Raw genomic sequence first — 23,136 nt, 5'->3', positions numbered from 1 at the left:
GATGGCGCGGCGCCGTGTCTCCGCTCTCAGTTGAAGGTGATGTCACCGTGCACGTTCTGAGCCTGGACGACGGAGTGCTGGGTCCCTCCACTGATCTCGAACCTCGCGGCCCCCGGTGTCCCGTGCGCGCGTTCGCCCTGTTCCCGCAGGCCTGCGAGAGCGGCGGCGAAGGCGGGATCCCGCTCGGCCCGCTCACTGAGGGCTCCTGCCAGAGAACGAGCCCGCTCGGTGTCGTGCGGGCGCTGTTCGAGCAGCGTCAGCTCGCCCTCGATCGAACTCCGCGGCGGTTCAACCCCCGTGGTCGCTTCCCTCCGTGCGACCAGGTCGCGCAGCGCATGCCAGACCTGCTGGCCGGCGCTTCCCGCCGCCCCGCCGGCCAGCGCCATCAGCAGTCCCTCCGAAATCGGCTCCACAGGTGCTCCTCCCGCGTCGACGACCGATGACACAGCCGCTCCATCGGTTACCTGCCCTCCATCGTGATGGAAGACCACTGCCGCCGTCCCGCGGTTCGGTGAGTACGGCCCGGCCGCAGGCGGGATCGGAGCGAGCCGGGCATCGGAGCGAGCCGGGACCGGAGCGGGTCAGGGGCGCGGCACGATCGCGCTCACGCTTCGATGGGCCCCGGGGGCGGCGTCGCGCGCTACCCGATCTCCACCACCCGCGCCCACGCCGGCGGCCGGCGAGGGACGTGGTCGGGGTTGTTCTCGTCCCAGGAGCGGCGCCTGTGGTCCCTCGGGAACAGGCCGACGACCGTCCGGCACGCCGGTTGCGCGGCCGGCCAGGGGGTCTGCCCGTCGGTCAGGATCACGATGGCGTCGGGGCGGGGATGCCCCCGCAGCGCCTTGGCGAAGCCCGTACGCAGGTCCGTGCCGCCGCCTCCCACCAGCGGGATGCCCTCGGCCTGGCACAGCGGGTGCACGACCCGGGTCGCCGCGTCGCACGCGAGGACGGTGACCAGGTCGCGGCGGCCGCCCACCGCGCGCGAGATGGCGGCGACCTCCAGGAGGGCACTGCCCAGTTCGGCGTCGCTGACCGAGCCGGAGGTGTCGATGACGACGGAGACCCGGGGTGGTCTGCGCCGCAGGCTGGGCAGGACGACACCGGGCAGTCCGGTGGCTCGTCGCGACGGGCGGCCGTAGGTGTAGTCCTCCCCCGCGCCGGGCCCCGAGGCGGCCGAACGGACGGCGGCGCCCAGCAGATCCCGCCAGGGCTGCGGAGGATGGAACGCCTCCTCCGCCCACCGCTTCCACCCCTTCGACGCGTTTCCCGGCCGGCCGGTGATGCCCTGCGCCACACGGAAGCGGACCGCGTCCTGTTCGTGCGCGCTGAGCCCGTGCGCGCCGTCGGGCCCCAGGTCCCATTCCCGCTCCAGCCCGTCGGCGCCGCTTCCGCAGTCCAGCCAGGCGAGGTTCTGGGTGCGCGTGCCGAGGCGGAACTGGTACAGGTAGTCCTCCATCAGCTCGCCGGGGCGCAGGTGCAGCGTCGACGGGTAGACGATGCCCTTCGGCCGGGCCAGTCCGTCGCCGTACACGTCGTCGTTGATCTCGCAGTCGGCGGCGATGTTCATCCGCAGCCGCTCCCCCGGTCCGGTCAGCCCGCGCTGGCGGGCGACCCGGTCGCTGCGGCCGTGGTGGTCGCGCAGCAGGTGCGACACCTCGTGGACCCAGACCCCGGCCAACTCCTCGACCGGGGTACGGGCCACGAAGGACGGCGAGACGTAAACCCGCCAGTGCCGGTCGACCGCCATGGTCGGGACCTGCCGTGACTCCACGGTGTGCAGGGCGAACAGCGCGGTCGCCAGGTAGGGGCGGACCCGGGCCGCCTGCAGGCGGGCGGCGAAGAGTTTGTCGAGGTCGAGCGCGCTCGACGTGTCCGTCGTCGTCATCGGCCCGCCGTCGCCTTCGCCTTCGCCGTGACCCGGGCGGCCGCCCGGTCCGCGCGCCCGGACAGGGAGACGACGCCCGCGAGCTGTTCGATGGAGGCCGGTACGTCCCAGTCCTCCTGGCGCAACGCTGCGAGGGTGGTCGCCGGGACGACCACCAGATCCGGGGCTCCGGACTCCAGCGCCCGGACGAGCAACGCCCACGCCGCGTCCCAGCGGGTTCGGTCCGGGCGGGTACGGACCGCCGCGACGACCCCATCCAGCGCGGCCTGGCGGAGATCGCCGCGCTCGGGCAGGACGGCTCCCGCCGGGTCGGCGAGGAGGTCCTCGGGGTCCGGAAGGTCCATCCGGTCCAGGCTCGCCAGCAGTTCCAGCCCCGGGCCGTCCCCCACCGTCCCCCGGACCAGCAAGGACAGCACGTCCCGGGAGGATCCGGCGGCGGTCGCGAACGCGATCAGGTTCAGCGTCATGTCCCAGCTGCGCGGCGACGGCCACGGCCCGCCCCGGCGGGTCTCCGTGGTGGGCAGCCGGTGCACGAGCGTGGGGCGGGCGGAGAGGAGCCCGCACACCGCGCGGCGGGCGAAGTCCACGGCCTCGGGCAGCTTTCCGGGGTCGAGGCGGGGCAGCGTCGCGCGGGGCCAGGTGCCGGCGAGTCCCCGTACGACCACCTCGTGGTCGTGGGTCCACTGGAGGTGGACGAAACGGTTGGCGAGCGGCGGGCTCAGCTCCCAGCCGTCGGCCGCCGAGGAGCGCGGGTTGGCGGCGGCCACGATCCGTACGCCGGGCGGAAGCCGCAGCGCTCCGATCCGCCGCTCCAGTACGAGACGGAGGAGCGCGGCCTGCACGGCGGGCGGTGCGGTGGAGAGTTCGTCGAGGAACAGCAGCCCGCGCCCCGCCCGTACGAGGCGGACGGCCCAGTCCGGCGGGGCCATCGGCACTCCCTGTTCGGCGGGGTCGTCGCCGACGACGGGCAGCCCGGAGAAGTCGGACGGCTCGTGCACGCTGGCGATGACCGTGGTGAGCGGCAGGTCCAGGGAGGCGGCGAGCTGGGTGAGGGCCGCGGTCTTGCCGATGCCCGGCTCGCCCCAGAGCAGCACGGGCAGGTCGGCGGAGACTGCCAGGGTCAGCGCCTCCAGCTGGACGTCGGGGCGCGGCTCGGTGGTGGTGTCGCGGAGCAGACTCATCAGCGCTTCGGCGACGGCGAGTTGGGCGCCGGGAGCGGCTTCCGATGGCACGGCGGACGGAGTGTTCATCAGCATGGGTGATCACCTGAAGGGTGTGCGAGGGCGAATGAGCATGGGTGAGGACGGGGCGGGCGGGGGCGGTCACGGTTCGGGGACCGCCCGGCCGCCCGGCGGCCCCGGGGTCAGCGGGCGGCTGTGCGGCGCGGGCGCCGGGCCCGCCGGGGACGGGGGTCGACGGGACGGCGGGGGTCGGAGCGGTGGCGGACGGGTCCGGGACCGAGCAGGTCGGCCCGGAACAGCCCGTAGGTGATCCGCCGTTGCGCGGCGGCCTCCAGTTCGTCCCGCAGAGGACCGTCGCGCAGCACCGCCCCGGGACCGAGCAGCCCTTCGACGACGGCCAGCGCACCGGCGATGTCCCCGTGGTCGAGGCGTTCGCGGACGCCGGTGAGGCAGTCCGGGCGTCGGTGCGCCTCGTCGATGGCCTGGAGACAGGGCAGCGGCGTGCCGGTCAGGGCGACCAGCAGTTCTTCGCGGCGGACCTCGTCCGGATCGTGGTCCAGGGGAGCGAGGGCCCCTTCGACGAGGCCGATCCGGTGCCGCGCTCCCCGGCACGCCACGAGGCGTGGTGCTCCCGCCCCGTCGCCGGTACGTGAGGGGGCCGACGCCGGAGCGGGCGGCGGGAGATCCGGCACGAGGGCCCGCGCGACCAGCGGGTGCAGCTGACCGGCCCCGATCGCCCCGGTACGGAGCAGATCGAGGTCGGGCAGGATCCAGGTGGCCGCGTCCGGGAGCACCGGTGATGCTGACGGAGCCGGGACCGGAGCCGCCGCGACCCGCGCGACAGGCGTTCCCCGGCCGTCCGTGCCGGCGTCCAGTTCCAGCAGAAGCCGGCGCCGGCCGCCCAGCCGCACGCTCACCGTGCCGCCCGGCCCCTGTCCCTCGGCGCGGAGCAGGATCGCGGCCTCCGCCGCCCAGCGGTCGACGGCGCAGGGGAGGTCCGGCGGAACGGCGCCCCACGGGTCCGGGGCGGCGGCCTCGGTTTCCCGGCAGGCGGGCCGGTCGGCGAGGCCGGAGCGGATCCGGAGCTCGTCGGTCCTGTCCGCGTCCCACAGGTGGCGGTGCAGATCGAGGCGGAAGCGCCGGCTCGGACGCGGGTGAGGATGACGGCGGGCGGCGGGCTCGGCAGGGGAACCGTCCCAGAGCGCGAGGCTGATCCGCTGCCCGGCGTCCGCCCAGGCGGGCGGGGTCCGGACGACCAGGTGCAGAGGGCCCGGCCCGTCGCGTTCCGGTGGGTCGTAGCGGGCCAGGGCGATCGTCAGTCCCGGGCGCAGCAGCCCGTTCGGGGCGATTCTCGGCAGGTGCCAGCGCAGCAGGTCAGGAGCCAGCCGGCGCAGGTCCGCCCGGATGCGGGCGGTGAGTTCGCGGCCGTGGCCGCGCGCCACGGACCGGAGGCGGAAATCGATGTCGACGCCTGCTGCGGCGCACGCTCCGGCCCAGTCCCCGGCCTCACGGCGGGCGGTCGCGGTCTCGATCATCGGGGCCGGCACGGCGAACTCGCGTACGCGCGGCCAGAAGGACGGGAGGGTTGGGTGGGTATCCCGGTTCGCGGTCGAAGTGAGCATCAGCACTCACCTTGCGCGGACGGGTCCCCCAATCTGTTCATGGAGTGAGTCATCGCGGGGAGCCTAGCTCGCCTCGGCGGGATGCGCCAGGAATATCCTCGCGGCCCGAACTGCTCCTCTCCGCCGCGCACTTCACCTCGCGTGGACCAGATCGCCTCTCGGCGGGGGCGACCGCTGGACGAACGGGGCGTTCAGCCCGGCGGAACGTGCGGCCCACGGCACGCTCCACCGGGCCGGTCCGAGGTCTCGTACCGTCGTCGCGACCGGTCGGGAGAGCGCACCCGCTCAGAAGAAGACCCCGCACCTCAGCAGCACGTTCGCGTAGGGCCGGGCTTCCCCCGTCCGTACGACCAGGCGGGCCGCCGGCGTGAGCGCCTTGAGGTCGTCGTGCGGGATCAGTTCGAGCCAGGGGAAATGGCCGTCCAGCAGCGCCGCGGCCTCCGCGTTGGCTTCACGGATCTCCCGGGCGGCGGTCGCTCCTTCCACGACAAGCTCGTCGAGCAGGCCGTCCAGCACCTCCGCGAACGACGGAGTTCCGGCGCGGAAGGCCAGGTCGATCACGCGGGGGCCGGGCGGGATCGGCATGCCGGCGTCGCAGACCAGGACGGTGTCGCCGTGGCCGAGTTCGGCTATCGCGCCCGCCAGGTGGCGGTTGAGGATGCCCGACTTCTTCACAGCGCGTCGACCTCCTCCAGCGTCGGGAAGGACTCCTGCGCCCCTCGTGCCGTGACCGCCGCCGCGCCCACCCGGACGGCGAAGGCCGCCGCCTCCCGCAGCTCGTCGCCCCGGCCGAGACGCCAGGCCAGGGCAGCCGTGAACGCGTCCCCGGCGCCGGTCGTGTCGAGGGCCTCGACCTTCGGGCTGACGAGGTGGTCCAGGGATTCCGTACGGCTGTCCGCCACCAGGGCCCCGGCCGCGCCGAGGGTGACGACGACCGAGCGCGGGCCGAGCGCGAGGAGCGCCGGGGCCCAGTCGTGCGGCCCCTCCCCTGCGTCGTCGCCGAGGATGTACCGCGCCTCGTGCTCGTTGACCACCAGCGGATCGCAGGCGGCGAGCACCTCCTCGGGGAGCGGGGCGGGCGGGGACGGGTTGAGGACGAGCCGGGCGCCCGGCCCCCGGCCGCGTACCGTCTCGGCCACCGTGTCGAGCGGGATCTCCAGCTGTACGGAGATCACCCGGGCGGCGGCCAGCAGCGGGGCCGCCGCCCGGACGTCCTCGGGCGTGAGGCGGCCGTTGGCGCCCGGGGAGACCACGATGCTGTTGTCGCCCGAGGGGTCGACGGTGATCAGGGCGACACCGGTGGGGGCCCCGCCCACCAGGACGCCGTCCGTGTCCACGCCCGCCGCGCGCTGGGTCTCCAGCAGGAGGCGTCCGTGGTCGTCGTCGCCGACCCGGGCGAGCAGAGCCGTCCTGGCGCCGAGACGGGCGGCGGCCAGCGACTGGTTGGCGCCCTTGCCACCGGGGTGGACGGCCAGGTCGGAGCCGAGGACCGTCTCACCGGGCGCGGGGCGGCGCTCGACGCCGATCACCAGGTCGGCGTTGGCCGACCCGACGACCAGCAGGTCGTACCGGTCGTCGGGGGCGTTGTCGTGCATGGGCGTGCTTCCTGCTTTCGTCGGTCCGGGTCAACAAGCCTGGTTGCGAGGCGGGTTCAGGAGAAGTCGGCGACATTCTCCCGGGTGACCACCTTGACCGGCACCTTCACCGTGCTCGCGACCTTCTCGTCCTTCGCGGCCTTGACCGCGTTCCGCACGGCGATCTTTCCGAGTTCGGCGGGCTGCTGGGCGACCGACGCGTAGAGCGTGCCCGCCTCGACCGCCTTGAGACCGTCCGGGGTGCCGTCGAAGCCGACGACCGAGACGGACTTCCCTGCCTTGCTGCCGAGCGCCTTGGCCGCGCCGAGCGCCATCTCGTCGTTCTCGGCGAAGACACCGGTGACGCCGGGGTGCGACTGGATGAGGTTGGTCATGACGTCCAGGCCCTTGGTGCGGTCGAAGTCCGCGGGCTGCTTGGCGACCACCTTGATGCCGGGGTACGCCTTCAGCCCTTCGGCGAAGCCGGCCCCGCGCTCCCGGCTGGCGGAGGTGCCCGCCGTGCCCTGGAGGATGACGATGCTGCCCTTGCCGCCGAGCTGGTCGGCCAGTGCGTCGGCGGCGAGCTTGCCGCCCGCCACGTTGTCCGAGGCGACGAGCGTCGCGGTGTCCGCCTTGTTGACGCCCCGGTCGGCGGCGATCACGGGGATGTCCGCCTTGTTGGCGCTGCGGACGCCCGGCCCGACGGCGTCCGAGTCCACCGGGTTGACGATGATCGAGGAGACGCCGGAACTGGTGAAGTTCTGGAGCTGGTTGGCCTGTTGGGAGGCGTCGTTCTGGGCGTCGGTGACGGTGAGGTCGATGCCCGCCTTCTCCGCCTCGGCCTGTGCGCCTTCCTTCATCTGCACGAAGAAGGGGTTGTTGAGGGTGGAGAGGGACATGCCGACCTTCGTCGTGCCGCCGGAGGAGCCGGAGTTGAAGAAGGAGACCGCGCCGACGACGAGGGCGACGCAGAGTGCGGCACCGGCCAGCTTGAGCGCTCCCTTGCGGCCGGCCCCGGGTGCGCCGGGGGCGGCGCCCGCGGAGGAGGCCGCACCCGCACCGGCCTTGCGGCGCAGCGTGTCCAGCAGGACGGCGAGCGCGATGACGACGCCGATGACGACCTGCTGCCAGAAGGCGGACACGGAGAGGAGGTTGAGGCCGTTGCGGAGGACGGCGAGGATGAGCGCGCCGATCAGGGTGCCGGACGCCTTGCCGACGCCCCCGGCCAGGCTCGCCCCGCCGATGACGACGGCGGCGATGGCGTCGAGTTCGTACCCCTGGGCGGCCTGCGGCTGGGCGGAGACGAGGCGCGAGGCCAGGACGATGCCGGCGACGGCGGCGAAGAGGCCGGACAGCGCGTAGATGACGATCTTCTGGCGCTTGACGCGGAGCCCGGAGAGCCGGGCCGCCTCCTCGTTGCCGCCGATCGCGTACATCGAGCGGCCGATGAAGGTGCGGCCGAGGATCAGTGCGGTGATCAGGCCCATCGCGATCATCACGAGGACCGGCACGGGGAGCCACCCGCCGAGCGTGTCGCCGAGCACCGAGACGGAGTCGGGGAAGGCGATCGGGCTGCCCTGCGAGATGACGAGGGAGAGGCCTCGGGCGATCGAGAGCATGGCCAGCGTGGCGATGAACGGCGGGAGTTTGCCGTACGAGACGAGGGCGCCGTTCACGAAACCGCAGGCGATGCCCGTAACGATGGCGAGCACGACGGCGAGGACGACCGGCACGCCTGCCGACGTGGCGGACCAGGCGAGGACCGTCGCGGACAGGGCCGCCACCGAACCGACGGACAGGTCGATGCCCGCCGAGACGATGACGAAGGTGACGCCGAACGCGAGAATGGCGGTGACGGCCGCCTGGACGCCGACGTTCAGCAGGTTCTGGGTCGTCAGGAAGTCGCCGGAGAGCAGCGACATCGCCACCACCAGGACAACCAGGGCGCTCAGCGCGCCGTTGTCGAGCAGGACGCGGCGTATCACGGAGACTCCGCCGCCCGTTCCCGCGTCACTCTTGGCTGTCTCAGTGGCCACGGGGGCCCTCCTCTTCCTTCTTCGGTGCGGGGTGTTCGGTGGGGGTGTGGCCCTGGGCCACGGCCGGGGTGCCGACCGCGAGGGCCATGACGGCGTCCTGGGTGGCCTCGTCGGCGGGGAGCTCCCCGGCGATCCGGCCCTGGGCCATGACCAGGACCCGGTCGCTCATGCCGAGGACCTCCGGCAGATCGCTGGAGATCATCAGGACGGCGTGGCCGGAGGCGGTCAGCTCGTTGATGAGCTGGTAGATCTCGACCTTGGCCCCGACGTCGATGCCCCGGGTGGGTTCGTCGAGGATGAGCACCCGGGTGTCGGCCAGCAGCCATTTGCCGATGACGACCTTCTGCTGGTTGCCACCGGAGAGGGTGCGGACATGCTGGCCGAGGCCGGACATGCGGACGCCGAGCTGCTTCGCGATGCGGGCGGCGGCCGTGCGCTGGCCCTTGAGGTCCACGAGCCCGGAGCGGGTCGCGGACCGCAGGGTGACCAGGCCCAGGTTCTCCTGCACGGAGGCGTCGAGCACCAGCCCCTGGCCCTTGCGGTCCTCGGGTACGAGGCCTATCCCGGCGCCCATCGCGGCGGGGACGTCGTGCCGGGCGAGGCGTACGCCGCGCACGTCGACGGTGCCCGCGTCGTACGGGTCGGCCCCGAAGACCGCGCGCGCCACCTCCGTACGCCCGGCGCCGACGAGTCCGGCGAGGCCGACGACCTCACCGGCGTGCACGTCGAAGCTGATGTCGTGGAAGACGCCGTTACGGGTCAGCCCCCGCACGGACAGCAACGCGTCGCCCGCATCGGGGCGTTCGCGCGGGTACTGCTGCTCGATGCTGCGGCCCACCATGAGCTGGACGAGTTCGTCCTCGGGGGTGGAGGCCGGGACCTGGTCGATGCTGCGGCCGTCGCGGAGGACGGTGACGCGGTCGCCGAGTGCGGCGATCTCCTCCAGGTGGTGGGTGATGAAGACGATTCCGACGCCGTCCTCGCGGAGTTGGCGGACGATGGCGAAGAGCTTGTCGACCTCCTCGGAGGTGAGCACGGCGGTCGGCTCGTCCATGATCAGGACGCGGGCCTCCAGGCTGAGCGCCTTGGCGATCTCCACCATCTGGAGCCGGGCGATGCCCAGTTCACGCACCTTGGCGTCGGGGCGCACATCGACGCCGACCCGGCGCAACAGCTCTGCCGCGTCCTGGCGCATCCGGCGGTGGTCGACGAGTCCGTACCGGCGCGGCTGGCGGCCGAGATAGATGTTCTCCGCCACCGTCAGGTCGGGGACGAGGTTGAACTCCTGGTAGATGGTGGCGATCCCGAGCCGTTCGGCGTCCTGCGCACCCTCGATGCGCACCTCACGCCCTTCGGCCAGGATGCGGCCGCGGTCGGGGCGGTAGGCGCCGGAGAGCATCTTGATGAGGGTGCTCTTTCCCGCGCCGTTCTCGCCGAGCAGGACATGCACTTCGCCTCTGCGGAGGTCGAAGTCGACGTTGTCGAGCGCCACCACGCCGGGGAAGGTCTTGCGCAGACCCTCGATGCGCAGCAACTCGTCCGGTGCGGTCACCCGTGGCTTTTCCGGTGCGGTCACCGGTCGCTCCTCTGGTTCGGTGCGGCCCCGCCGCACGAGCGGCGTACGACGAGGCGGGCGGGCAGGGTGACGGACTGCGGGGTCCGTCCTTCGATGCGGTCGGCCAGCGCGCGCACGGCGGCGCGCGCCAGGTCCGCGGTCGGCTGTGCGATGGCGGTGATCGGTGGGTCCGTGTGGACGAACCACGGGATGTCGTCGAAGGCCGCGAGCGCGATGTCCTCGGGGACCCGCAGTCCTCGGGACCGGATCGCGTCCAGGGCGCCGAGGGCCATCAGGTTGTCCGCGGCGAACACGACCTCGGGGGGCTCGGCCAGGGCGAGGAAGCGCTCGGTGGCCCGGCGGCCGCTGGCCGCCTGGAAGTCCCCCTGCCCGATGTAGGCCTCGGGCAGGGCCAGCCCGCGTTCACGCATCGCGTCCCGGAAGGCCTCGACGCGCTCGTTGCCGGTGGTGGTGGCGGCGGGCCCGGCGATGATGGCGAGCCGGCGGTGACCGAGGCCGTGCAGATGCGCGACGAGCTCCCCGACCGCGCCCGTACCGTCGGCCCGGACGACGGGGACGTCGATGCCGGGGATCCAGCGGTCGACGAAGACCATCGGGGTGCCGCTCAGGGCGACGTCCCGCATCAGCGGGGAGCCCCCGTCGGCGGGCGAGACGAGGAGCCCGTCGATCCTGCGGTCGATGAGCGTGCGGATGTGGTGGTCCTGGAGTTCGGGCCGCTCGTCGGCGTTGCCGATGATGACGCTGTAGCCGAGCGCGCGGGCCTCCTCCTCGACGAAGCGGGCCAGCTCGGTGAAGTACGGGTTGAGCACATCACTGATGACCAGGCCGAGGGTGCGGGTCTGCGCGGTGCGCAGCGAGCGGGCGACCGCGTTGGGCCGGTAGCCGAGGGCCTCGACGGCGGCGAGGACGCGGGTGCGCGCCTCTTCGCTGACGGACGGATGGCTGTTCAGCACGCGCGACACCGTGGCGACGGACACACCCGCCTCGGCCGCGACATCCTTGATGCCCGCCATGTCCGGACCACCTCCTTGTGGTTTCCGTACACCTCGAAACTCGTGCGCCGACCGGTGGTGGATCGGTGGACCGACGCCATGGAATCGATTACACGGATGATTGGAATCGATTCCATGGCCAAAAACAAGCCCCCCTCCCGCGTCCGAGACCGGATCGTGACGGGAGGGGGGCGGAGGGGCCAATCAGTCTTTCCCGCGCGTCAGCCGCTCTCACCCCCTTGCTGCGCGTCACGGCCTCGGCGCCCGGTGGCCCCGAGGTCGAGGTGGTCCGCGGACCGCCGTTCCTCCTCGGTCCACTTCCGCGTGTCGCGAGGCTCGACGTACGGTTCCTCGTCGACGGGCCGGCCGCTCAGGACCGACCGCTCCCGGGCCGTCTCCGCGTCGAACTCGAGGCCCAGCAGGATCGCCAGGTTCGTGATCCACAGCCAGACGAGAAAGATGATGACCCCGGCGAGAGTTCCGTAGGTCTTGTTGTACGAGCCGAAGTTGGCCACGTAGAACGCGAAGGCCGCCGATGCGGCCATCCAGATCAGCAGGGCCAGCAGGCTGCCCAGGGACACGAACCTGAAACCGCGCCCCTTGGCGTTCGGGGCGGCCCAGTACAGGAGCGCCAGCATGGCGGCCACCAGCACCACGAGGACGGGCCACTTGGCGATGGACCAGACCGTCATCGCGGTGTCGCCCACCCCCAGCGCCGTTCCGATCTGCCGGGCGATGCCACCGGAGAGCACGACGATCAGCGCGGCGGCACAGGCGAGGACCATCAGCACCAGGGTCAGCCCCACGCGCACCGGCAGCACCTTCCAGGCCGGGCGGCCCTCCGGCATGTCGTAGACGGCGTTGGAGGAGCGGATGAACGCGGCGATGTATCCGGAGGCGGACCAGAGAGCGCCCAGCAGGCCGACGACGGCCAGCACCGAACTGGTCCCACCGCTGGACTGGAGCTGCGTCACCGCGTCGGTCAGCACATCACGGGCCGAACCGGGCGCGAGCTTCTGGATGTTCTCCAGGACGGCGCGGGTGGCCGCATCGCCCGCGATGCCGAGCAGGGCCACGAGCACCAGCAGGGCGGGAAAGAGGGCGAGGATGCCGTAGTAGGTCAGTCCCGCGGCCCTGTCGGCCAGTTCGTCCCGTTTGAACCCCTTGGCCGTGCGTTTCAGCACCTGGACCCAGGACTTTCGGGAAACGTCTGCGGGGGAATCGGGAGGGTTGCCGGTCTGTTTCATCGAGGTGCACCCCACTCATGCGGAGGAGCGCCGCGCGACGATCACGCGTGCGCGGCGCGCGGACTGTCCGGGAACGGGCGGCTTCGCACGACGGGTGGGCCACGTTCGGGTGAAGGCGCGGCGAACGCCCCTCCCCCGGCGTGGGCACTCAGCCCGGCCGGCGGCCCGACTGGTCGCGCACGTCCCGGGCGGAGGCCTCGCCGGCCTTCTCGCCCGCGTGCTGCCCGGCGGTGCCGACGACGTCCGTCGCCTTCTCACCCACCGGCTCGGCGCCCTCGCCGGCTCTCGCTCGCGCCGTCCGCTGCACGGCCGCGGCCGCATCATCGTGCGGACGGTTTCCACCGTCGAAGTCACTCAGTGTTCCTCCTCGGTCGTCCCGTACGGGTCGGTGGATGCGAGTACCCCCTTTTCCGCGATGAACCATGTTCCAGTGCGCTGACACCGACAAGTCCTGTCGAGTGTGTGGATGGGCGCCGAGAAGGACCCGGTCAGCCACGGGCAGTGATCACGCACCGCACACACGCGCCCACCGTTACGTCAGACCGGCGTGGCGGGGACACGGGATGCGCAGGGGCACAACGCAAAAGACCCCAGATGAACTGGGGTCTTCGCTGGTGTCCGAGGGGGGACTTGAACCCCCACGCCCGATAAAGGGCACTAGCACCTCAAGCTAGCGCGTCTGCCATTCCGCCACCCGGACAAGGTGTCTGCCGTTCGCGGTGTGTTTCCCGCGGCGACATGGAAAACAATACCAGGGGTTCGGCGCGCCCTTCACCCGCATATCCGGTGGTCAGTGCGGTGCGGCGTGCCGGTGGGACCTCGGCCTCCCCGGTCCTCGGACGTGCCGGGGCTACCTTCGCGTCCATGAGTGATCGCGGCTATCGCCGGCCCCGCCCGCTGTCCCCTCTGCGCGAGCACCTGCGCGACACCTTCTGGTCCGCTCCGATCATGGGGTTCGTCTGCGTGTTCGTGCTGTGGCTGCTCGCCACCGAACTGGACGACGCGATCGTCGCGCTGCTCCAGCGGGAGGGGGCGTACGACGAGCTGGGCCGGCTGATGGCGTTCTCCCAGGACGCGAAGACGATCGTCACCACGATCAGCTCGGCGATGATGACCTTCATCGGCGTCGTGTTCAGCATCTCGCTGGTCGCGGTGCAGATGGCGAGCGGCCAGCTGACGCCCCGGGTGGTGCGGATCTTCGTCAGGAGCCGGATCAGCAAGCTCACACTGACGGTGTTCCTGGCGACGTTCCTCTTCTCGCTGCTGGTGCTCTCCTCGTACGAGAGCGAGAGCGATCCGCGCCGGGTGGTCTCGGTCCCGTTGGTGCAGAGCCTGCTCATCCTGGTGATGCTCGGGCTGAGCCTGCTGCTCTTCGTCGTCTATGTGAGCGCGACACTGCGGCTGATGCAGGTGGGGCCGGTCGTGGACAGGATCGCGCGCGACTCGTTCCGGGTGCTGGACCGGATGCCGAGGGGGCCGCGGGAGGAGGGCGGGCCGGGGCCGGAGACCGCGCGGGTGCTGCACGAGGGGCGGGCCGGGGTGCTGCGGGACGTCAACACCGCGCGGCTGGTCCGGGCCGCGCGGCGGCAGGACGTCGTGCTGCGGCTCATTCCACGCATCGGGGACTTCGTGGTGCCGGGGACGCCGGTGCTCGCCGTCCACGGCGGGTCCGCGCCCCCTCCGCGCCGCCTGCGGTACACGGTCTCCGTCTCGGTGGAGCGGACCCTGCACCAGGATCTGGCGTTCGGGTTGCGTCAGCTCGCGGACATCGCCCTGCGGGCCCTGTCGGCGTCCGTGAACGATCCGACCACCGCCGTGCAGTGCCTGGACCGGATCGTGCAGTTCCTGGCGGCCGTGGCGCACCTGCCGCTCGGCGCCGTCCACCACCGGGACCGGGACGGGCGGGTCCGCCTGGTGCAGGACGGCCCGGGGTGGGACGACCTGGTCGACCTCGCCTTCGAGGAGATCCGGTGGTGTGTCGCCGGCAGCCCCCAGGTGACGCGCCGGCTCATGGCGGCACTGGACGACCTGCTGCTGCTCGCCCCGGAGGACCGGAGGAAGGCGCTGCTCAGGCACCGTGAGCTGCTCGTGCAGACCGTGGAGCGGAACGTGCCGGTGGCCGCCGACCGGGAGTTCGCCCTGCTTCCGGACCGGCAGGGCATCGGGTAGTGGCCCTGGAGCCGTGAGCAGGGCGGAGGCCGGGCCCGCCGGAGTGGTTCCGGCGGGCCCGGCCCCGTACCTCGGTCGCCGCGGCGGCCCTCGGGTCAGTCGCCGCAGCGGCCCTCACGCAGCGCGTGCAGGTGCTCGCTCGACTTGCGGGCGAACGCGAGCGAATCGACCGGGTTGTCGTGCTCCGCCTGCCAGTGGTGGTAGCTCCGGCCGTGGTGGGTGCGCTGGGTGACCTTGGACAGGAACGTCCTGTAGTCGATGTCCCCGTCGCCCACGTCCGACATGCGGTAACCGTCGCGGGTCGTCTCGTCGCGGACCCCGTCCTTGACGTGGAAGAGCGGGTAGCGGTTCGGGTGCTTCAGGACGTACTTCAGCGGGTCGAGCGGGGCCGGGCTGCCGTCCGCGCGCTTGCTGAAGCGGAACTGGGCGCAGTAGGCCCAGTAGATGTCCAGCTCCAGGTAGACGAGGTCCGGGTCGGTCTCGGCGAGCAGGACGTCGTAGAGGCGCACGTTCGGCTTGTCGGTCGCGAAGGAGAACTCCTCGGCGTGGTTGTGCTGGTAGAACTTCATGCCGCGCTTGCGGGCGGCCGCCCCGTAGGTGTTGAAGTCCTCGGCCGCCCGCTTCCAGCCGTCCACCGTGGAGCCGTAGCGGAACGGGCCCGATGCCGTGCCGATGTGCTTGAGGCCGAGGGCCTGGGCGTCGTCCAGGACCTTTTCCAGGTTCTGGGCGAAGGTGTAGGCGCCGGGGTTGTTGTCGTCGTAGTAGCCGACGTGGCTGCCGATCGGGTTGAGGCCGTGGTCCCGGGCCAGCCGCTTGAGCCGGGCCAGGGTGATGGGGCCGGCCGAGCCCTGGGTGTAGCCCGCGAGCTCGATCTCGTCGTAGCCGTACTTCTCCAGTTCGGCGAAGACGGGGGCGAAGCCGAGGGTGGAGATCTGGTCGCGGAGGCTGTAGAGCTGGATGCCGAGGCGGCCGGGCGGCAGGACGGGCTTGCCCTTGCCGTGGCCGTGGCCGTGACCGTGGCCCTTGCCGTGTCCCTGGCCGCGGTCGCGGCTGTCGGCCTGGGCGCTCGCCGTGCCGATGATCGTGGCGGCGGTGGCTCCGGCGGCGACACCGAGGATGTTGCGGCGGCTCAGTCTGCGGGCGAGTTCGGTGTCCTTGGAGGTGCGGCTCATGTTCGCGTGACTCCCTTGGTGACCTGACGGGGTGGGTTACGGGGTGGAGTGGTGCGGTGCCGGGTGCGTGACGGGGAATGTCAGTGCAGTCCGGCAAGCTGGAGGAGCAGGGACTTCACTTCGGTGGCCCTGACCCGTTCGGTGAATGCGTGGGGGGTGGAGCAGAGGATGAGCGGACCTTCGTCGTCGCTCTCGGGGAGGCGGCCGTGGCTGCCGCGAACAGGTGAGGGGTCCAGGGGGACGACCGCCATGCGGTAGCGCAGGCCGAGCTTCTTGCGGGCGACCGCCGAGACGGCCTTGACCCGGACGTAGGGGTCCTGGGGGTCCATGAACAGCTCGACGGGGTCGTAGCCGGGTTTGCGGTGGATCTCGACGAGCTGGGCGAAGTCGGGGGCGCGGGCGTCGTCGAGCCAGTAGTAGTACGTGAACCAGGCGTCCTTCTCCGCGACGGCGACCAGTTCGCCGGAGCGGGGGTGGTCCAGGTGGTGCGCCTTCTTGCCCTCGTCGTCGAGGAGCTGCTCGATGCCCGGCAGGTCCGCGAGGGCCGCCCGGGTCGCCTCCAGGTCCTCGGGGCGGCGTACGTAGATGTGCGCGATCTGGTGGTCGGCGACGGCGAAGGCCCGGGAGGTCATCGGGTCCAGGTATTCCATGCCGTCCTGGGTGTGGACCTCCAGGAGGCCCGCCCGGCGCAGGGCGCGGTTGATGTCGACGGGGCGGTCGACGCGGGTGATGCCGTATTCGGAGAGCGCGACGACGGTACGCCCCTCGGCGCGGGCGTCGGCCAGCAGCGGGGCCATGGCCCGGTCGAGGTCGGCGGCGGCCCGATGGGAGCGGGGGTCGTCGGGGCCGTAGCGCTGGAGGTCGTAGTCGAGGTGGGGCAGGTAGCAGAGGGCGAGGTCGGGGGTGCGGGTGGCGATGATGTGCCGGGTGGCGTCGATGATCCACTGGGAGGAGACGAGGTCGGCGCCGGGCCCCCAGAAGTGGAAGAGGGGGAACGTGCCGAGCTTGTCGGTCAGTTCGTCGTGCAGGGCGGGGGGCCGGGTGTAGCAGTCGGGTTCCTTGCGGCCGTCGGCGTAGTAGACGGGGCGCGGGGTGACCGTCCAGTCGGTGTCGGCTCCCATCGCGTACCACCAGCAGATGTTGGCGACGGTGTAGCCGGGGTGGGCGCGGCGGGCCGCGTCCCAGAGTCTGTCGCCCGCGACGAGCCCGTTGTGCTGGCGCCACAGCAGGACGTCGCCGAGCTCGCGGAAGTACCAGCCGTTGGCGACGATGCCGTGTTCGGCGGGCATGGCGCCGGTGAGGAAGGTGGACTGGGCGGCGCAGGTGACGGCCGGCAGGACGGTGGAGAGCGGTGCTTTCGCCCCCTGCTCCCCCATGGCCCGGAGGTTCGGCATGTGGGCCAGGAGCTGCGGGGTGAGGCCGACGACGTCGAGGACCAGGAGGGGGGTGGGGCCGGGGGCGGCTTCGTCGGTCATGGCAGTTCCTTGAGGCCGAGGTCGACCAGGAGGTCGCGGGCGAGCGTGAGTTCGGCGGCGATGCCGTCGGCGAGCTGGGTGCGGGTGCGGGGGCGCAGTTCGGCGGGCAGCGCCTGCCAGGTGTACGTCTCGACCTCCAGGTGGCGGGTCAGGGGCACGGGTCCGCCGACGAGCCGGGTGAGCGTGTCGCGGAGCACGGGGAGCGTCGAGGTCAGCGGGGGCGCCGGGGGTGCGTGGAGCGGTACGTGGAAGTGGGCGCGCCAGGGCGTGCTGTCGGGGAGCGCCCGGCCGGCGACGGCTTCGTCCAGGTCGTCGGTGCCGCGCAGCCCGGCGGCGGTGCTCGTGCGGGTCTGGTGCAGGAAGCGGGGTTCGGCGAAGGCCGCGAGCGCGGTGCGGACCTCGGGCAGGTGGGGGTGGTCGGCGTGCAGGGCGGCGGAGAGCTGGGACTTGACGACGCGGATGCCGGCGGCGGTCAGCGCGTCGAGTGCGGTGCCGGGGTCCTCGAAGGAGGTGGCGAGGTGGCAGGTGTCGACGCAGATGCCGATCCGGTCGTGGGCCACGTCCCTGAGCGGGGCGATGGCGTCGGCGGTGGTCTCGACCGTGCAGCCCGGTTCCGGTTCGAGGCCGACGCGGATGGACTTGCCGGTCAGTTCGGCCAGTGCGTCGAGGCGCTGGGCGAGCGTGGTGAGGGCGGCGCGGGCGGCGCGGGCCGCCTCGGGGTCGGCGTCGTAGGGGGTGCGCCAGGCGAGCGGCAGGGTGGAGATGGTGCCCTCGGTGGTGTCGTCCGGGAGCAGGGCGGCCAGGAGGCGGGCGAGGTCGGTGGTGTGGGCGAGGCGGTCGGGTTCGGTCCAGTCCGGCCGGTAGACCCGGTACTTGACCTCGTCGGCGCCGAATCCTTCGTACGGGAAGCCGTTGAGGGTGACCACTTCAAGGCCGCGGCTGTCGAGTTCGGCGCGCAGCGCGCGGAGTTCGGCGGGGTCGTTGATCAGGGCGCGGGCCGCGTCCCGGGCGAGCCAGAGGCCGATGCCGAGCCGGTCCCGGCCGAGTCGGCGGCGGACGGGTTCGCAGTGGTCGCGGAGCTGGGCGCGGACGCCGCCGAGGGTTTCGGCGGGGTGGACGTTGGTGCAGTAGGCGAGGTGGACGGTGGAGCCGTCCGGGTGGCGGAAGCGCATGCCCGCCTCACTCCCCGCCGCGCAGGATGGAGTTGCCCTCGTGGAGTGGATCGGGGGCGGCGACGTCCAGCTGGAGGCGGCCGCTCTGACCGTAGAACGCGACCGGGTTGCGCCACAGGACCTGGTCGACGTCGTCCTCGGTGAAGCCGGCCTTCAGCATGGCGTCGGCGACCTTGCGGGTCTTGAGGGGGTCGCTCTTTCCCCAGTCGGCGGCCGAGTTGACGATCATCTTCTCGGTGCCGTGGTTCCGGAGGATGGTGACCATCCGGTCCTCGTCCATCTTGGTGTCCGGGTAGATGGAGAATCCGGCCCAGCAGCCGCTGTCGGTGGCGGCCTTTACCGTTGTCTCGTTGAGGTGGTCGAGGAGGACGTGCTCCGGGGGGAGGTTCGATTCGCGGATGACGTCGATGGTGCGGTGCAGACCGGCGAGCTTGTCGCGGTGCGGGGTGTGGACGAGGGCGGGCAGCCCGTGGTCGGCGGCGAGCTGGAGCTGGGCCGCCAGGGCGTGGTCCTCGGCGGGGGTCATGGAGTCGTAGCCGATCTCGCCGACGGCGACGACCCCGTCCTTTTCGAGGTAGCGGGGCAGCGCGTCCAGGACTGGGGTGCAGCGGGGGTCGTTCGCCTCCTTGGGGTTGAGGGCGAGCGTGCAGTGGTGCGCGATGCCGTACTGGGAGGCGCGGAAGGGCTCCCAGCCGAGGAGCGCGTCGAAGTAGTCGAAGAAGCTGGCGGGTGAGGTGCGGGGCTGGCCGAGCCAGAAGGAGGGTTCGACGAGCGCGCGGACGCCCGCGTCGTACATCGCCTGGTAGTCGTCGGTGGTGCGGGAGGTCATGTGGATGTGGGGGTCGAAGATGCGCATCAGGACTCCTCCGTGGGGGCGGGGGCTGCGGGAGCTGCGGTCGGCGGGGCCTGGTTCTCGCCCTCGCCGGCCGGGGCGGTGAGAGCGAGAACCGTGCGCAGGTCTTCGGGGACATCGCGGCCGGCGGCGGTGCGTTCGGCGGCGAAGTCGCTGAGCATGCGCGCCAGTTCGGCGTCCCCGCGGGCCCGGTCGCCGAGCCGGGCGACGGCCGCGACCGGCACGTGGGTGAACAGGCACTTCAGTACGGCGTGCCGCCAGGCATGGGCGTCCAGGTGCTCGGCGGCGTAGGGGCCGACGGCGGCGGCGACCAGCCGGGTGTCGTTGGCGCGCAGCGCGTCCTCGACGAGCGGGAGCGCGGTGGAGCCGAGGTCGAGGCGGTGCAGGGTGAGCAGGACGGCGCGGCGTTCGGCGGCGGTGCCCTGTTCGTAGAGCCGGGTGACGGAGGGCGGCGTGGCGCGTGCCTCGACGAGCAGGAGGGAGCGTACGGAGTCGGCGTGCTCCGGTCCGCAGTGCCGGCCGGCGGCGGCGTAGCGCAGCTCCCACGGCGGGGAGGTGTACGGGCCGGTCGCCGCCCGGCCGGGGGCGTGGGGCGTGGCCGCGTCGTGGGCGGCCTCGGCCAGGGCCTCGTCGAGCCAGGCCCTGGCGGCCCCGCCGAGTTCGGCGTCGAGTTCCTCGCGGGACTTCAGCACGAGGCGGCTCCCTGGGGCGCGGTGCCGCGTGTCATGGCGTCGCGCAGGAAGTCGATCGACGTGCGGGCCAGCTCGGGCCCCGCGTGGGAGTGGCGGGGCAGCTCGACGACGGTGAGGCCCCGGTAGTCCGATGCGGCCAGGGCGGCGAGCACGGGCGGGAAGTCGATCTCCCCCTCGCCGAACGGGAGGTGCTCGTGGACTCCGCGCCGCATGTCCTCGATCTGGACGTGCCGGAGCCAGGGGGCGGACTCCTTGACGCACTCCAGGGGCGTCGCGTCCTCCAGACACTGGCAGTGGCCGATGTCGAGGGTGAGGCCGAGCGGTCCCGGGTCGCCGAGGAGGCCGCGCAGGTGGTGGAAGTCGGCGAGGGTGGCGAGGAGGTGACCGGGTTCGGGCTCGATGGCGAGAGGGATGCCGGACCGGTCGGCGGCTTCGAGGACGGGGGCGATCGCTTCGGTGAGCCGCTGCCACGCGGTGTCCGGCGAGGTGCCGGGCGGGGTGATGCCGCTGAAGCAGTGGACGGCGTGCGCGCCGAGTTCGGCGGCGACGTCGACGGCGCGGACCAGCAGGGCGGTGCGGGCGGCCCGGGCGTCGGGGTCCGGGTCGAGGAGGGAGGGGCCGTGTTTGCGGCGGGGGTCGAGGACGTAGCGGGCGCCGGTCTCCATGGTGACCCGGAGCCCGAGGGAGGTGAGCCTGCGCCGGACCTGCCGGGTGCGCTCGGCGAGGTCCGGGGCCATGGGGTCGAGATGCATGTGGTCGAGGGTCAGGCCGACGCCCTCGTAGCCGAGGTCGGCGAGCAGGCCGAGGGCGTCGTCGATGCGCAGGTCGGTGAGCCCGTTGGTGCCGTATCCGAGGTGGAGGGTCATGTGAGGCTCACCTTCCGGGCGAGGCTGCGGGCGAGGGGGACGAGCCCCATGACGGCGAGACCGGTGACGGGTGCCCCGGCGCGGGCGGCGAGCGCGGCCTGGAGCGGGATCATGGCCCGGATGCCTCCGCCGACCGCGCGTTGGGTGAGGGGCGGGGACGGGTTGAGCGCGGCGTGCAGGAGGGGCGGGCCCGCGGTACGGAGGTAGGCGCCGGCGAGCGCGATGACCAGGAGCCGGACGGGGTCGGTGACCTTCCCGAGCGGGCCTGCGTCGAGGCGCGGCGCGACGGTGCCGCCGTCGGCCTCGGCCCTTCTCGCGCCGGGCCGGTCGGGGGCCTGTCCCCGGGGCTGCCTCAGCACCGCTGCCGCGAGTCCCGTCGTCGTGGCCAGCACCGCGAGCGGGGTGGCGGTGGAGCCGCCCTGCGCCTCGTGGCGCGATACGGCGGTGACGCCGTAGGTGTGGGCCCCGAGCACCAGGGCGGCGGGCAGGGCGGGCAGGGATGCGGTCAGGCCGCCGCGGGCCGGTCCCGACACCGCCGTGCCGCGGGCCGCCGCCGGGGTCGCGAGGGCCGGTACGGCCCCTGCCGGGGCCGCCGCTGCGGCAACGTTGTCGGGGCGGCCTCCCCCGGTCGGCGCTCCGGGCCCCGTCGCCGTCGCCGTCGCGCCCAGCAGCAGGTCGAGCGAGCGGGCCGCTGCCATGGCCGCGGGGCCCGCCTTCGTGTGCTTCAGGTGCAGGTCGTAGGCCCAGACCGTGGCGGCCAGGCCCGTGGCGACGGTCAGCGCGGGGCGGCCGGCCCGGGCCGCCAGGGCGAGGCCCGCCGCGGTCAGCACTCCGGCCGCGCCCAGGGCCGCCGCCGGGCTGATCCGGCCCGAGGGGATCGGGCGGTGCGGCCGGTCCACGGCGTCCTCGTCGCGGTCGGCCCAGTCGTTGAGGGCCATCCCCGCCTCGTACAGGCACAGCGAGGCGCCCATCGCCAGGGCGGTGCCCCGGCCGGGGCGGCGGCCCACCGCCGCCGCGCCCGCCAGGGCGTCCCCGGGCACGGAGAACAGGGCGGAGACCCGCAGCAGTTCCGCCCAGGCCCGCAGCCGGTCCCGGGGCACGCCCCGGGCGGGTCCCGCGTCGGGCCGGGCCGGGCCGGGGCCCGCGCCCGGCTCCCCGCTCCGGCCGGTGCGGGGTGGTTCGGGCCTGTCCGGTGCGGGCGCAGTCCCACCCGCACCGGACAGACGATCATCGGCCGCGGCGGTCGTTCGCCCGCCGTGTGCGAAGCCGTTCCGTCGCCCGGCCGGGAGCACCGACAGGGCCGCCGCGAGCACGGCCGGGAGGGCTCGCCGTCGCCGCCTCATGCCTGGGCCCGCAGCCGCTCGGCGAAGGTGAGCAACGTCGTGTACTGCTCGGCGAGCGCCGCCGAGGTGCCGCCGTCCGGGTCCTTGAAGTAGAAGCCCAGCTCCGGCAGGGGGCCGCTGATCCCGGCCTCGTGGGCGCGGGCGAGCAGCCGGGCCAGGTCCAGGACGAGCGGGGCCGCGAGGGCCGAGTCGCAGCCCTGCCAGATGGTCTGGAGGATCATGCGGGAGCCGAGGAAGCCGTCGAAGGCGATGTGGTCCCAGGCGGTCTTCCAGTCCCCCATCGCGGGCACGTCGTCGATGTGCACCTCGCCCTCGGGGGCGGTGCCGAAGGTGTCGGCCAGGACGCGTTCCTTGCCGGCGTTCTTGGCTGCGGCGGCGGCCGGATCGGCCAGCGCCGCCCCGTCCCCGCCGCCCAGCAGGTTCGACCCGGACCACGCCCGTACGGCGAGGGCGCGCTGGAGGAACATCGGGGCGAGCACGGAACGGAGCAGCGTCTGGCCGGTCTTGCCGTCGCGTCCGGCGTGGGGAAGTCCGCTGGAGGCGACGGTGTCGGTGAGCGCGGGGGCGCGCAGGCCGGTGGACGGGGTGAAGTTGGCGTAGGAGCAGCCGGCGCGCAGGGCGGCGGCCGCGTAGAGCGAGCTGGCGGGCAGCCGGGTGTCGTCGGGTCCTGGCGCGGGTTCGGTGGAGGCGACGTTGACGACGACGGTGCGGGCCAGGGCGTGGCGGTGGGCGAAGTCGGTGAGGTCGGCGGCGAACGCGGCGATGAGTTCCTGGTCGGTGCGGGTGTCGCCGGGGAGCGGTCCGCCGGGGCGGATCTCGGCGTCGGCGGCGTCGAGGTCGGCGCGTACGGCGGAGGGCAGTCCGTGGGGCAGTACACCGCCGTCGGCCAGGGCCTCGGCCCGCTTGGCGAGCGGGCAGTCGAGGGTGTCGTGGCCGCCGAAGACCAGGCTGGTCAGGGCGGGCAGGCCGCTGTCGGTGAAGGGGGGCGTCTCGGTGACCATGCCGGTCGGCGGGTGCAGGCCCGCGGCGATGGCGGCGCAGCCCGCGGTGGCGGTGGTCGCCACGGAGCCGCGTGCTCCGATGAACCAGACGCCGGTGCGGCCCGCGGCGCTCACGGGGCCGGTGGCCTCCGAGGGGCTCGGGGTGTCGATGCGGCCTGGGGCGTCGGTTCGGCCTTCACGATCGGCGCGTGCGGTCACGGGCTGCCTCCCTGGGGCGATGTCGGGGGTGGGGGACGGCGGGCGGGGGAAGGTGGGTGCTTCCCCCGCCCGTCGTCGGCAG

Annotated in this window: 19 protein-coding genes and 1 tRNA gene; 1 reads left to right on the top strand and 19 read right to left on the bottom strand. The window is 73.1% G+C overall.

The genetic code is table 11. From position 1 onward, the window contains the following. Positions 1–26: 26 nt before the first annotated feature. The 11 genes from PSQ21_RS31490 to PSQ21_RS31440 all read right to left on the bottom strand — a co-directional run bounded on the left by PSQ21_RS31490 (position 27) and on the right by PSQ21_RS31440 (position 12,813). Positions 27–413, bottom strand: coding sequence for a hypothetical protein (locus tag PSQ21_RS31490; protein WP_274034702.1), 387 nt, complete (start codon positions 411–413; stop codon positions 27–29). Positions 414–640: 227 nt separating this feature from the next. Beyond that, positions 641–1,885 carry a vWA domain-containing protein gene (locus PSQ21_RS31485; RefSeq protein WP_274034701.1) on the bottom strand — a complete coding sequence of 415 codons (1,245 nt, stop codon included), beginning with the start codon at positions 1,883–1,885 and terminating at the stop codon, positions 641–643. After that, the gene (locus PSQ21_RS31480; RefSeq protein WP_274034700.1) at positions 1,882–3,141 is read right to left on the bottom strand and encodes an AAA family ATPase; all 1,260 of its coding nucleotides are present in this window, start codon (positions 3,139–3,141) and stop codon (positions 1,882–1,884) included. The genes PSQ21_RS31485 and PSQ21_RS31480 overlap by 4 nt, the downstream gene beginning before the upstream one ends. A 107-nt stretch (positions 3,142–3,248) precedes the next feature. Then, entirely contained in the window at positions 3,249–4,688 is a 1,440-nt protein-coding gene (locus PSQ21_RS31475; protein WP_274034699.1) for a hypothetical protein, read from the bottom strand. A 285-nt stretch (positions 4,689–4,973) separates the two neighbouring features. Next, positions 4,974–5,363, bottom strand: coding sequence for a D-ribose pyranase (rbsD, locus tag PSQ21_RS31470; RefSeq protein WP_274034698.1), 390 nt, complete (start codon positions 5,361–5,363; stop codon positions 4,974–4,976). Beyond that, entirely contained in the window at positions 5,360–6,283 is a 924-nt protein-coding gene (locus tag PSQ21_RS31465; protein WP_274034697.1) for a ribokinase, read from the bottom strand. Before PSQ21_RS31465 ends, rbsD begins: the two co-directional genes overlap by 4 nt. Positions 6,284–6,339: 56 nt before the next feature. Continuing rightward, positions 6,340–8,298, bottom strand: a complete 1,959-nt coding sequence (locus PSQ21_RS31460; RefSeq protein ID WP_274034696.1) for an ABC transporter permease/substrate-binding protein — start codon at positions 8,296–8,298, stop codon at positions 6,340–6,342. Further along, positions 8,288–9,874 carry a sugar ABC transporter ATP-binding protein gene (locus tag PSQ21_RS31455; RefSeq protein WP_274034695.1) on the bottom strand — a complete coding sequence of 529 codons (1,587 nt, stop codon included), beginning with the start codon at positions 9,872–9,874 and terminating at the stop codon, positions 8,288–8,290. The genes PSQ21_RS31460 and PSQ21_RS31455 overlap by 11 nt, the downstream gene beginning before the upstream one ends. Continuing rightward, on the bottom strand, positions 9,871–10,887 hold the full coding sequence (locus tag PSQ21_RS31450) for a LacI family DNA-binding transcriptional regulator (RefSeq protein ID WP_274034694.1): 1,017 nt from the start codon (positions 10,885–10,887) through the stop codon (positions 9,871–9,873). Before PSQ21_RS31450 ends, PSQ21_RS31455 begins: the two co-directional genes overlap by 4 nt. A gap of 200 nt (positions 10,888–11,087) precedes the next feature. Continuing rightward, positions 11,088–12,113, bottom strand: coding sequence for a YihY/virulence factor BrkB family protein (locus PSQ21_RS31445; RefSeq protein ID WP_274034693.1), 1,026 nt, complete (start codon positions 12,111–12,113; stop codon positions 11,088–11,090). Between the two features lie 612 nt (positions 12,114–12,725). Further along, a tRNA-Leu gene (locus PSQ21_RS31440) sits at positions 12,726–12,813 on the bottom strand. Between the two features lie 164 nt (positions 12,814–12,977). On the opposite strand from PSQ21_RS31440, the gene PSQ21_RS31435 reads away from it, so the two are divergent. Next, positions 12,978–14,282 (top strand): DUF2254 domain-containing protein, encoded by a 1,305-nt coding sequence (locus tag PSQ21_RS31435; RefSeq protein ID WP_274034692.1) that lies wholly within the window; start codon positions 12,978–12,980, stop codon positions 14,280–14,282. A 95-nt stretch (positions 14,283–14,377) separates the two neighbouring features. Here PSQ21_RS31435 and PSQ21_RS31430 read toward each other — a convergent pair whose 3' ends face one another. The 8 genes from PSQ21_RS31430 to PSQ21_RS31395 all read right to left on the bottom strand — a co-directional run bounded on the left by PSQ21_RS31430 (position 14,378) and on the right by PSQ21_RS31395 (position 23,054). Further along, the gene (locus PSQ21_RS31430; protein WP_274034691.1) at positions 14,378–15,454 is read right to left on the bottom strand and encodes a sugar phosphate isomerase/epimerase family protein; all 1,077 of its coding nucleotides are present in this window, start codon (positions 15,452–15,454) and stop codon (positions 14,378–14,380) included. An 80-nt stretch (positions 15,455–15,534) separates the two neighbouring features. Continuing rightward, positions 15,535–16,929 (bottom strand): nucleotide pyrophosphatase/phosphodiesterase family protein, encoded by a 1,395-nt coding sequence (locus PSQ21_RS31425; protein WP_274034690.1) that lies wholly within the window; start codon positions 16,927–16,929, stop codon positions 15,535–15,537. Then, positions 16,926–18,101, bottom strand: coding sequence for a metabolite traffic protein EboE (gene eboE, locus PSQ21_RS31420; RefSeq protein ID WP_274034689.1), 1,176 nt, complete (start codon positions 18,099–18,101; stop codon positions 16,926–16,928). The genes PSQ21_RS31425 and eboE overlap by 4 nt, the downstream gene beginning before the upstream one ends. 7 nt (positions 18,102–18,108) lie before the next feature. Then, positions 18,109–18,957 carry a TatD family hydrolase gene (locus PSQ21_RS31415; protein ID WP_274034688.1) on the bottom strand — a complete coding sequence of 283 codons (849 nt, stop codon included), beginning with the start codon at positions 18,955–18,957 and terminating at the stop codon, positions 18,109–18,111. Beyond that, positions 18,957–19,646: an EboA domain-containing protein gene (locus PSQ21_RS31410; protein ID WP_274034687.1), complete on the bottom strand. Its 690-nt coding sequence runs from the start codon at positions 19,644–19,646 to the stop codon at positions 18,957–18,959. The genes PSQ21_RS31415 and PSQ21_RS31410 overlap by 1 nt, the downstream gene beginning before the upstream one ends. After that, positions 19,640–20,512, bottom strand: a complete 873-nt coding sequence (locus PSQ21_RS31405) for a sugar phosphate isomerase/epimerase family protein (protein WP_274034686.1) — start codon at positions 20,510–20,512, stop codon at positions 19,640–19,642. Before PSQ21_RS31405 ends, PSQ21_RS31410 begins: the two co-directional genes overlap by 7 nt. After that, complete coding sequence (locus PSQ21_RS31400; protein ID WP_274034685.1) at positions 20,509–21,855, bottom strand: SCO3242 family prenyltransferase; 1,347 nt, start codon at positions 21,853–21,855, stop codon at positions 20,509–20,511. Before PSQ21_RS31400 ends, PSQ21_RS31405 begins: the two co-directional genes overlap by 4 nt. Next, positions 21,852–23,054 (bottom strand): inositol-3-phosphate synthase, encoded by a 1,203-nt coding sequence (locus PSQ21_RS31395; RefSeq protein WP_274034684.1) that lies wholly within the window; start codon positions 23,052–23,054, stop codon positions 21,852–21,854. The genes PSQ21_RS31400 and PSQ21_RS31395 overlap by 4 nt, the downstream gene beginning before the upstream one ends. Between the last annotated feature and the right edge of the window lie 82 nt (positions 23,055–23,136).

The sequence above is a fragment of the Streptomyces sp. MMBL 11-1 genome, assembly GCF_028622875.1.
Lineage (GTDB): Bacteria > Actinomycetota > Actinomycetes > Streptomycetales > Streptomycetaceae > Streptomyces.
Note: the sequence above shows the minus strand (reverse complement) of the source record. Positions and strands in the feature narration are given on the sequence as shown.